At 40.4% G+C, this 9,278-nt stretch carries 11 protein-coding genes; 1 reads left to right on the top strand and 10 read right to left on the bottom strand.

What is annotated here, in order from left to right; translation table 11 throughout:
- Positions 1–131: transposase (locus tag BLR42_RS22505; RefSeq protein ID WP_139165234.1), on the top strand; the 131-nt coding region annotated here is incomplete at its 5' end.
- Positions 132–498: 367 nt separating this feature from the next.
- On the opposite strand, the gene BLR42_RS20895 is transcribed toward BLR42_RS22505, so the two are convergent.
- The 10 genes from BLR42_RS20895 to BLR42_RS20855 form a co-directional block, all read right to left on the bottom strand.
- A complete protein-coding gene (locus BLR42_RS20895; RefSeq protein ID WP_139165233.1) occupies positions 499–1,089 on the bottom strand; it encodes a hypothetical protein in 591 nt (196 codons plus the stop codon).
- Positions 1,082–1,264, bottom strand: coding sequence for a hypothetical protein (locus tag BLR42_RS20890; RefSeq protein WP_091873389.1), 183 nt, complete (start codon positions 1,262–1,264; stop codon positions 1,082–1,084). The genes BLR42_RS20895 and BLR42_RS20890 overlap by 8 nt, the downstream gene beginning before the upstream one ends.
- A gap of 261 nt (positions 1,265–1,525) precedes the next feature.
- Positions 1,526–2,635 (bottom strand): glycoside hydrolase family 53 protein, encoded by a 1,110-nt coding sequence (locus tag BLR42_RS20885; protein WP_091873386.1) that lies wholly within the window; start codon positions 2,633–2,635, stop codon positions 1,526–1,528.
- Positions 2,611–2,787 carry a hypothetical protein gene (locus BLR42_RS23140; protein WP_170832917.1) on the bottom strand — a complete coding sequence of 59 codons (177 nt, stop codon included), beginning with the start codon at positions 2,785–2,787 and terminating at the stop codon, positions 2,611–2,613. The genes BLR42_RS20885 and BLR42_RS23140 overlap by 25 nt, the downstream gene beginning before the upstream one ends.
- Positions 2,784–4,331, bottom strand: coding sequence for a hypothetical protein (locus BLR42_RS20880; protein WP_091873383.1), 1,548 nt, complete (start codon positions 4,329–4,331; stop codon positions 2,784–2,786). The genes BLR42_RS23140 and BLR42_RS20880 overlap by 4 nt, the downstream gene beginning before the upstream one ends.
- Positions 4,331–5,362, bottom strand: coding sequence for a Wadjet anti-phage system protein JetD domain-containing protein (locus BLR42_RS20875; RefSeq protein WP_091873381.1), 1,032 nt, complete (start codon positions 5,360–5,362; stop codon positions 4,331–4,333). The genes BLR42_RS20880 and BLR42_RS20875 overlap by 1 nt, the downstream gene beginning before the upstream one ends.
- Before the next feature lie 114 nt (positions 5,363–5,476).
- On the bottom strand, positions 5,477–5,770 hold the full coding sequence (locus tag BLR42_RS20870) for a hypothetical protein (protein ID WP_022779539.1): 294 nt from the start codon (positions 5,768–5,770) through the stop codon (positions 5,477–5,479).
- 1 nt (position 5,771) lies between these two features.
- Positions 5,772–7,418 (bottom strand): DUF5688 family protein, encoded by a 1,647-nt coding sequence (locus BLR42_RS23730; protein WP_242879461.1) that lies wholly within the window; start codon positions 7,416–7,418, stop codon positions 5,772–5,774.
- Between the two features lie 284 nt (positions 7,419–7,702).
- Complete coding sequence (locus BLR42_RS20860; protein WP_139165232.1) at positions 7,703–7,906, bottom strand: hypothetical protein; 204 nt, start codon at positions 7,904–7,906, stop codon at positions 7,703–7,705.
- An 85-nt stretch (positions 7,907–7,991) separates the two neighbouring features.
- Positions 7,992–9,278, bottom strand: a 1,287-nt coding sequence (locus tag BLR42_RS20855; RefSeq protein ID WP_091873376.1) for a transposase, incomplete at its 5' end; no start/stop codon positions are given.

Raw genomic sequence — 9,278 nt, 5'->3', positions numbered from 1 at the left:
AAGGTATGAACAGTATCATACAGAATGTAAAACGCAGAGCCCGCGGTTTCAGGAATACTGAATATTTCAAAACAATGATCTACCTGAACTGCAGTGATCTGGATATTGAAGCGGTGATAACTATGGCGTAGCACTCTTATTCATTGATTCCTTGGGTGCCCTGTAGTTGTGTGGCAATGGTATGTCAAGGGTTTCCACACAGTGGAGCGAAGCTCCCTTGATATACCATTGCCACACAGCTACACTTCCAAGCAGGAATCAATAATAAGGAAATGTTGTTACCCACTATAAATGGGGATTAACCTATTCTTTAATATTTTTATAGCAGCGAATAACTTCGTAGATAACTCACTAACTGATTTTGCCATTCCATGATAAAAAAATCAAGAAATTAACACTTCGAGCGTCGCTAAATCCATCAATAAAATAGTGCACCGGCTCAAAATCACAGTGCACTACATCAGTGTTTTATTATGGATTGTGTCTCTTATGCGCTCATCATAATTGCTGATACATAAAGATGCAGCTCTTATCGTATCTTGGCTTTAATCTACGATGAAGCGCTTCCTCGGACTTTGCATCAAGTCTTGCAAAGCCATACTCCTTATAGCGTCCTATCAGCTCCGGCACAGGCAATGCAAATATATAGATTAGCCTAATTCCTATGCTTGCTGCAGTTCTCTCTATTATAGGAACCATAAAATCAGTAAAAATGACCTTGCCGATTCCTTTCAGTTTTTCATGCTTCTGAGTATAGCGATAATCAATTGCAAAATTTGCTATCTCAACTCCTGGCAAGGTCTCGAACCTAACATTATCATCCTGAGTTTCTTCATTCAGCGATATAAGCCCTGCCTTTAGTGAAAAGTATGCCACAAACTCACCGGAACGCTTATCTCGAATTACATATGTACGCATATTCCCAGCTTCTTCGTCAGGAAAGGCATAATACCGAAGATAATTTATCAACCCCTGACCTGTCACATGCTTTGTAGTAAAATTCATGATATCCTGCTCATCATTTGCCGATTCGCCAAGGTGATGACAGGAAAAGAGTTCATTTTCTGGTAACACTTCACTGTCAAGCATCCTCATTATCCCTTTCCTGAATCATCTTCTTGAGCAGTGCATCACTTTCCTCTTTCATCTTTTTCCGGTTTGGCGCAGGAGTGCTGAGAATCTGGTTAAAAATCTCCTGCCCTAAATCAGGGGGAAGATTAGTCATATTAGGCTTTGCATATCTTTCAATAGTAGTAGCTGCCATGCAAACCCTCCTTTCAGCGTATACTATCTCTATTTATATGATACTTCCAAGAGCTTTTTCCTTCAATGTCAACAATACACAAGTTTAATGGCCGCTTTTGTCATTTTTTTACATAAAGGACTATTTTATCTGTGTAAATAATCAGAAAAATTGACTAAAGGCTCCAAAAATTACAAGCCCTTAGTTCTCCTGGAACATAATCAAAAAGAGTAACAATGCAAATGGCACTTCCCAAAAGCAGAAGTGCCATTCATAACGTGATTATTCAACTCCATTTCTCATATAGTTAAATACATTTATAGATTCCAAAGGATGCCCCTCAAAGTCAAAGAATGCCTGATTATCCCATGAGCATCCACCATAATATACAGCTGCATCCTCAGGATCATAATCAGAAGCATAGCTGCTTGCCCAGCCACTTCCGTACTGTTCCCATATTGCTGAATTGTCAGCACTGGCGGGTCCCACAGGAATCCATGCTCCTTCCCAATAGAACATTCCTATACCACCAACATTATTTACATACTGGCATATATCATGAAGAATGGTTGCCTGTCCTTCAGGTGATGCCGGATATCCATCAACAAGATCTTTTTCTGTGAGACTGTTCCCTGAACCATCACCATCTTCAGTAGTATAGCAATATGAAGTTTCAGCAAGAAAAGCTTTTTTGCCATATCTTTCCTGGATAAGTTCGAGAACACGGCTCATATTATCCATACCACCATCCCAGAAAGGATAATAGCTCATTCCAATCATATCGAAATCAAGCTCCGCATTAACAAGCTTCTCCACAAGGGTAAGAACATCTGCCTTAGCTGTGATTCTTGTGTAATGAACAACGATGTCAATGTCTTTACCATAATCTTCCGAAACCTCACGGATAGCTTTGCTTCCGGATTTAAGAAGCTCTATTACATTTTCCAGCCTGGTTTCTCCGGACATACCATAGTTGATCTCATTTCCAATCTGAATCATGCCAACATCAACACCTGCGTCAAAGAGCTTTGTTAAGCTATCTTTTGTGAAGTCATAAAGCGCTGATGATTTTTCCTCCACGCTCATTCCCTCCCAGGCCTTTGGCGCATGCTGTCTTTTAGGATCAGCCCAGAAATCAGAATAATGGAAATCAATCATAACTCTCATCCCATATTCAGTAGCTCTTTTACCAAGTTCTATAGCTGTAGGAAGATCATTGTTACCGCCACCATATCCATTGCCGTTTTCATCATACGGATCATTCCATACACGCAGGCGAATATAGTTAATTCCAGAATCAGCAAATATTTTGAGCGGATCCTGCTCATTACCATCAAAATCATAATATTTAACACCACTCTTTTCTTCTACAAGAAGTGATGAAGCATCCATTCCAAATATAAAATCATCCGGCAGCCCATCTGATCCAGTTCGTCTCTTGCTTCAGGATCCTCTACAAATCCCCATAATACGCTGTTATCATCACGATCTATCCAGCCTTTTTTCATAAGCTCATGATAGAGCTTAAGCGCACTTTTATTCATCGTTCTACCTCAACTGTAAAATTAGTCATTTCTATTGTCACTTGCGTTTCCCCATCATCCACAGTAAATTCGCATTTCTGGTCGGATGTAGAAAATGTAATTCTCTTCATATTCAGATAATTCTGAGGCATATTGCAAAGAACCCATAACAGATCAAACTCTCCAAGTGGTTCTTTAGCAAACAGGCTCTCGTCCCCATGGAGTGCCTCAATATCAATCTCCTTTTTCTGATATATGGTCATAAGTGTATTGGGAAGAGCACTCTCCTTGTTCCACTTCATAAGTTCATCCATTGACAGGGATCTTATGAACTTCTTTATCTCAAAAGAACTCTCCTTCTGAAGAAATGCAAAAAAAGCTATGCATATTTCCATATATATTTCGTTTCTTTTTCTGCCCAGCTCCTCAGCTTTTATGTCAGCATCATCTATGCTGAGCCCCTTGTCTTCTTCCTCATTACTTATGGTTCCGCAGGCTGCATAAAAGTTTTCGATACTGAATTTCTTATCAAATTCCGGGCTAAGCAGAGGCTCCATGAGTGTGTATACAGCATCTCCCAGTCCATCTCCCATCTTGCGGAGCTTCACCATGATATCCTGTTCAAAATTCATACGCTCAAAGCTTTTTATCACAAAGCTGTCCCGAAGCATCTGCTTATAGCTTTCTGAAACAGAGCTCTTGGCATTTATGAGGGATCGCTGCTCCAATATTGTAATATCCAGATTTTTATTGATTTCATTCAGGGCCTTCAGGTTCTTCCTTGCTTCCTGCGTGTCTGCGCCATTATCCAAGGCGCTTCTTATAGCCTCAGCCTCCCTGCGGGCATTCTTCTGTATTTCCTCCAGTTCTTTCTGCTCATCAAACATAAGACTTCTGAACTGCCCTACTATCCTCTCGTACTCATCTACCGTTATCTTTGCAATATTCTCGCGGCATCGCATTATGAAATCATCCATGCTGTGACTCATGTTTCGGAGCCTTGCAACCAGCTCCCTGCTCTGGGAAAGTGCCTCGGAATAATTCTTACGCTTCATGTATTCCTGCATCTTAAAGCGGGTTACAGAATAATCCAGTTCAGACTCTATTTCTTTAGACCTGTAAAGGAAGTCAAAAACATCATCTGTCAGATGATAAGAACCCTTTTCCTCATTGACAAGGCGGATTGGCATCTTCTTAAAGCTTTCCGAATCCGCGTAAAATGTATTGTATTCAATGAGCTTCCCGTTATTCTGAAGAACATTTACTACAATGAAACTGGCAAGTTTATAAGTGTCAATTTCATATTCTTCAGGGACAATCTGGATTATGCTGTCAAGAAATCCGGCAATGTCCTTAAGTGTACAGGACTGCCTGTCACTCAGAGTACGCTCCTTGATGTACAAAAGAACTGCAACCACAATGTTGTTTAAATAATCATAGTCTCCGCCGAACATCTTCTTTATATCGTCCGGATAGCTTGTAACAGTGATGCTCCTTACAATATCAATAAACTTCATTCTGTTCTGAAAATCCGAAAGCATCTCTTTTATGTCAGAACGAAGCATCAGCTTTCACCTCCACTCAAATATTTATAGGATATTATTTCCTGGGGAATAAGCTTGTTATTCTCAAATATGTCCGTTAGAAAGTCCCGTTCACCATCTGAGAAATCATTGATGAGGTCATCAAAACGCATGCCCTGTTTCTTGGAAGACGGACTATCCTCCAGTTCTGTATCCCTTGCTCTTTCTATCATTTTTCTATATCCGGGCACAAACAAAGATATATCAAGCCTGTCGTTGGCATCTTTTGTTCTTCTGAATATGTCAAAGCCTTCTCTGTCAATATCTCCCCAGTACAGGAACTTCACATCAGGATCACCCATGAATTTAACATACTCTTCAAGAGCTCCCGTTCTGTCAGAAACCTTATTTCCTTCGCCATAAACAACTCCGTCAATTGCTACTCCAAACAGACTTCTTACACCATCCTCAAACATACGCCTTCGGATGTTGAACCATATATCCTTGTTCTCGCAGATAAGAAGTGCCATGTGATCTTTCCTGACTGGAATATAATCATGAAAACAATATTCCGGCGTGTCATAGAATCCCAGTTCTGACTCAGTAATCTGCAGCTTCCGCAAAAGCGTTTTCACTATACTGTCATCAAGAGTTTTTTCATGTCCAAATATCTCAAAGGAACGCTCTTTTCTGGATATAAAAGTCACATCTTTATCACCAAACAAATATGCACTAAGGCATTCAATAACAGCCCTATTCTTTTGAAATTCCAAAGGATTTGCAGATAAATACCCACTCCTTAGCAGTAGTGGATGCAACTTTCTTATTTCGTCTATGGTTTCATTATCAGCTTCCTCTTTTACCAAGATCCTGTATTTCTTGTATAGTGGATAGCTAATATTGCCGTTTTTGCCGGAATTCTTAACCGGTTCAATATACCCCAGTTCGCATACTTCCTGTATCCTTGTATATAAATTCCTAACATCTGATGAAACCGTATTAGTGACAGAAGACAGTTCTTCAAGTGTTATAGTCCTTTTCCCAAATCTCTGAAGTTTTGCCTTGATATCCATGCTTTACCGACCTTTACTCACCTTGTCATTACAAAAATGCTCCAATAGTAATATGCTATCACGTTTGTTGCATAAGCGTCGTGTTTTTTATAATCATTCTGTATAATTGCAGCTTTATGATGCTATTATATCGCCCAATTTTGCTCCGATTCCTTCAAGCATGGTTCCGACGGCTACTGTTGCAAAACTGATCAGGAATCCTGCAAAAGACATGCCAACTGATATTGCGACGCACCCCCACATGTGCTTACATGCATACATGACTATGATTGCCAACATGACAAGATAGAACAATCCCAAAATCACACACCCGATCTTAGATAAAACATCTACCCACGTTCTTATAAAGCCAACTGCAATAAAGACCGGAAGCAATAATATTTTTACAAAAAGCTTCAACACGAACATTTTATCCCTCCATTTGTTTAACTGCATATTCTGCCATATCATGGCTTACTTCAGCTGCAAAATACCCACTCATAGTCGTAGGCGCATTAAACAGTGCTGCTAAAAGATATTTTTTAATATTCCTGATCTTAGTCGTATTATCTTTCATGCAACCAAGGACATACTCCATATGCATGTGATTCAGCTTCAGGAATTTTTGCCTTACAAGTTTTGTCGGGTATTCATTGCTTGCAATAACAATTGTTTTATTTCTGCACAGAACTGTTTCCAAAACAAGATCGTAGATTCCATCGATATCCTCACTATCCATGGGATATCTTTGCTTCATAAGATCCAATGATAAATTTTCTCTGATAAGTTCTGCATACGCATCATACTCGTCATCTTCATCGTTTTCCATCGATTCGATAGGACTTATAACTAACTCAGTATTATTACTATCATTATAATTACCCCGTGGAATCTGCGTTTCTAGACCATCATTTTTTGTTGGTTCAGAACCGTATTTCCCGTTGGTCTGACAATGATTGTCCTTATTAAAATTCCTGACCTTCTTCCCTGAACCGTGATTTTCATCGGTCTGCCCTCTATCTTTTTCCACAAAATTCTTCACATAGATAATATCCGGATTACCCTGGCCCTGCTTTTTTCTCTCGATAAGTCCATGCCTCTCTAAATCCCCAAAAAGCATTCTCGTCTTGGTTTCTCCACAATTCAATAATTCCATGGCTTCATTCTGGCTAAAATAGATAAATGCTCTCTGTTTCTTATCAAACCATTCATTTTTCCGGGACAGAGACATCCTATCCAGCAGTAATCCATATAGCATCTTAGCTTCTGTTTTCATTTTAGAAAAGCGATCATTTGTCACAAGAAACTTTGGTATTCTGTAAAAGCAGACCATATCAGTCTCATGATTATAAAAATAATCAAATATGATCTTTTCGCTCATGAAATCCTGATAAGCAAGGACTCCTGCACCCTGGGTCTTATCCTCAACTGTTGCCACGAAGATAGGCTCATCAGCCTGAGGTCCAAGCCCAAGCATTTCTGCCTGTTCAGCTCCCATCATCTGCGCCATCACTTCGGACAAGCCCTGGATGACCGCAGGTCTTACCTCAGGAGCTATTGCCATCGCATCAGCGTGAAGCTGCTCTGCTGTGATACCGTAGTTATCAAGCATCTTGTTGGTCACAAGGATTGAGCTTCTTCCTTCCTCAGAAGAATCAAGGACGAAGCGGTAAACAATCGCCATATCCTCCATGTTCTTGTGAGGAACGCTCTCAAGAAGCTCTGCATTCCTGTCAGCAGATACGACCTGCATTGCAAGCTTCTCTTTCATCTGGCTGTAATCGGAGATTGCATCCAGGTTGAAGTCGGGTCTTCCTTCAAGGGCATTTGCTGCAACGTCAGCGACCTGACCAGCAATTGCATCGAAGTCCTTACCATTTTCCAGCTCCTGAAAAGCCTTGGATACATTGATGTTCACACCAATGTTGCTGTCCTCAGGCTTAACAGTGATGGCCTCATAGGTTTCGTTCATCTTGTCCACCTTATGAAGCTCAACTGTTGTGTCAGAGCCGAATCGCACGTCAAGCTTCTCCTTCACACTTTTTGCAAGGTCCTCTTTGAATGTCTCAAAATCCATTCCATTACCTCTTTCTATAAAACGAGCCGTCAGTAGCAAGCATGAAAAAAGCACCAGACCACGAATGCATATCTGCACTCATAGGCTGATGCCGTCTCCATACAATATTCATTTTGCGCAAAAGAAAACAAGGAAGCATTTGGCTCTTGCCTGCTCCCTTGTGCATTTTAATAATATCACGCCTAAAATCGGCTTACAATTATCGAAGTGTTATTGTTTTGTTATTACTTTGTTATCGATGTGTTATTGTTTTGTTATCGTTGCGTGAGCGATTCCAACAATTTTTAACATTCAACGTATTCATCACCCAGGTTTTCATCTGCCCACATCGCATCATATTGCCACTGCGGAAGAAGGAACCCGTCATGTAATAGCTTAACTCCGGAGCGTTTTACTTCATCAAGGAATATTCCTATAAGTCCACGCTCTTTATCAACCAATGGAATGATGTAGGTGCCAAAAGTCACATTTATACGTGACCTTGACATGTATTTTGAACATTGATAACTGAATAAAACTATGTTTGATGACAGATTTCCTTATTGAGGAGCATATTCATCCCCTTTATTACCGTCATTCCATAACCAATGCTCGGCATTTCGATTTACCTTTAATAAATCGCATCAGTTTGGCGAAATTTTGGGCACCAACTTTAAAGCCAAAGCGGTACTTTGTCTTTAGCTTTCCACGGACAGGCATTTTATCAACGCCATATTTATTTCTGAGGATTGACGGTGAAGTCTCTACACCGTTCCTGATTCTGCCGATTTTATTTCTGGTATCATCATCCAGAATCTCCAAAGATCCTAACAAACGTTTTCTGGAGTTTAAGGATATAACCATTGTGGCAGTCCGCTTCTTCAGCTTCGGATTGCATTCACATCGGTGCGGACAGTTTTCACATGTTTCTCTTGTGAAAGATACTCGTGCGCTGTTTGTCTGTTTTATGTAAGAAGTGCTCTTTGGAACATTTCCAGCAGGACATTTTGATACCGTACCTTCAGTAGTGATCTCAAATTCAGCAAGTATAGGATTTGGTTGTTTACCAATAAGGCCTGTTGAGAAAACTGCAATGCCTTTTTTAGCAGCCTGCATTTTTATCTCATGGCTGTCATAAGCTCCATCGGTTATAAGCGCTATAGCTTCAGGAGATTCTTCCTGGTTGTCGATGTATTCCTTGATGAATGATGCATCACTTCTGGTATTCACATCATACTGGTAGTCTGTGATAATGGATCCATTTTCACCAACAGTTTCTGTGAGATTGGCTACATATCCGCGGTGCTCTTTACCAGCCTTACTTCTGAAGGTTGCCTCCGGATCAGCTGGATTCTGAAGAATAGTGGCATTCATTTCACCTTTATCTTTCGGAATGATATGGCCATTGCCATCATCCTTGGTCTGTTCTGAGATAGCTCTTTCAAGCAGTTGATAGTCAGTGGTTTCTCCATGGGTATCCTTACATGTTGGAAGAAGTTTGACCGCATCATCGATTACTTTTTGAATCCGTTCTGACTGAGAGATATCCTTTTCGTAATATACGACACGATTCCTGTTGTTAGGATCCGCATAAGCTTCCAACCCTTTGATCTTGTCATTGTAACCGCCTCGTTTAAGGCTTGCTACAAGATTTGACAAGCAGGTATACAACAGTTCCAGACGTCCCATCTTCTTGATGTTAGACTCAATCATCATACTGTCCATACGTCTAATGTTAGGGTTTAGGTCCATGAACTTGCAGATATGATCAGAAAGCGAAACCATACATTCATGAACAAGGTCGATACCAGTCACAAGTTCATAAGCTGAGACTCTTTCACGGAAACGGCTGAAAGTCCTGTCACTGATTGGCTGCTTCTC

Source organism: Butyrivibrio sp. INlla16 (genome assembly GCF_900104155.1).
Lineage (GTDB): Bacteria > Bacillota > Clostridia > Lachnospirales > Lachnospiraceae > Butyrivibrio.
Note: the sequence above shows the minus strand (reverse complement) of the source record. Positions and strands in the feature narration are given on the sequence as shown.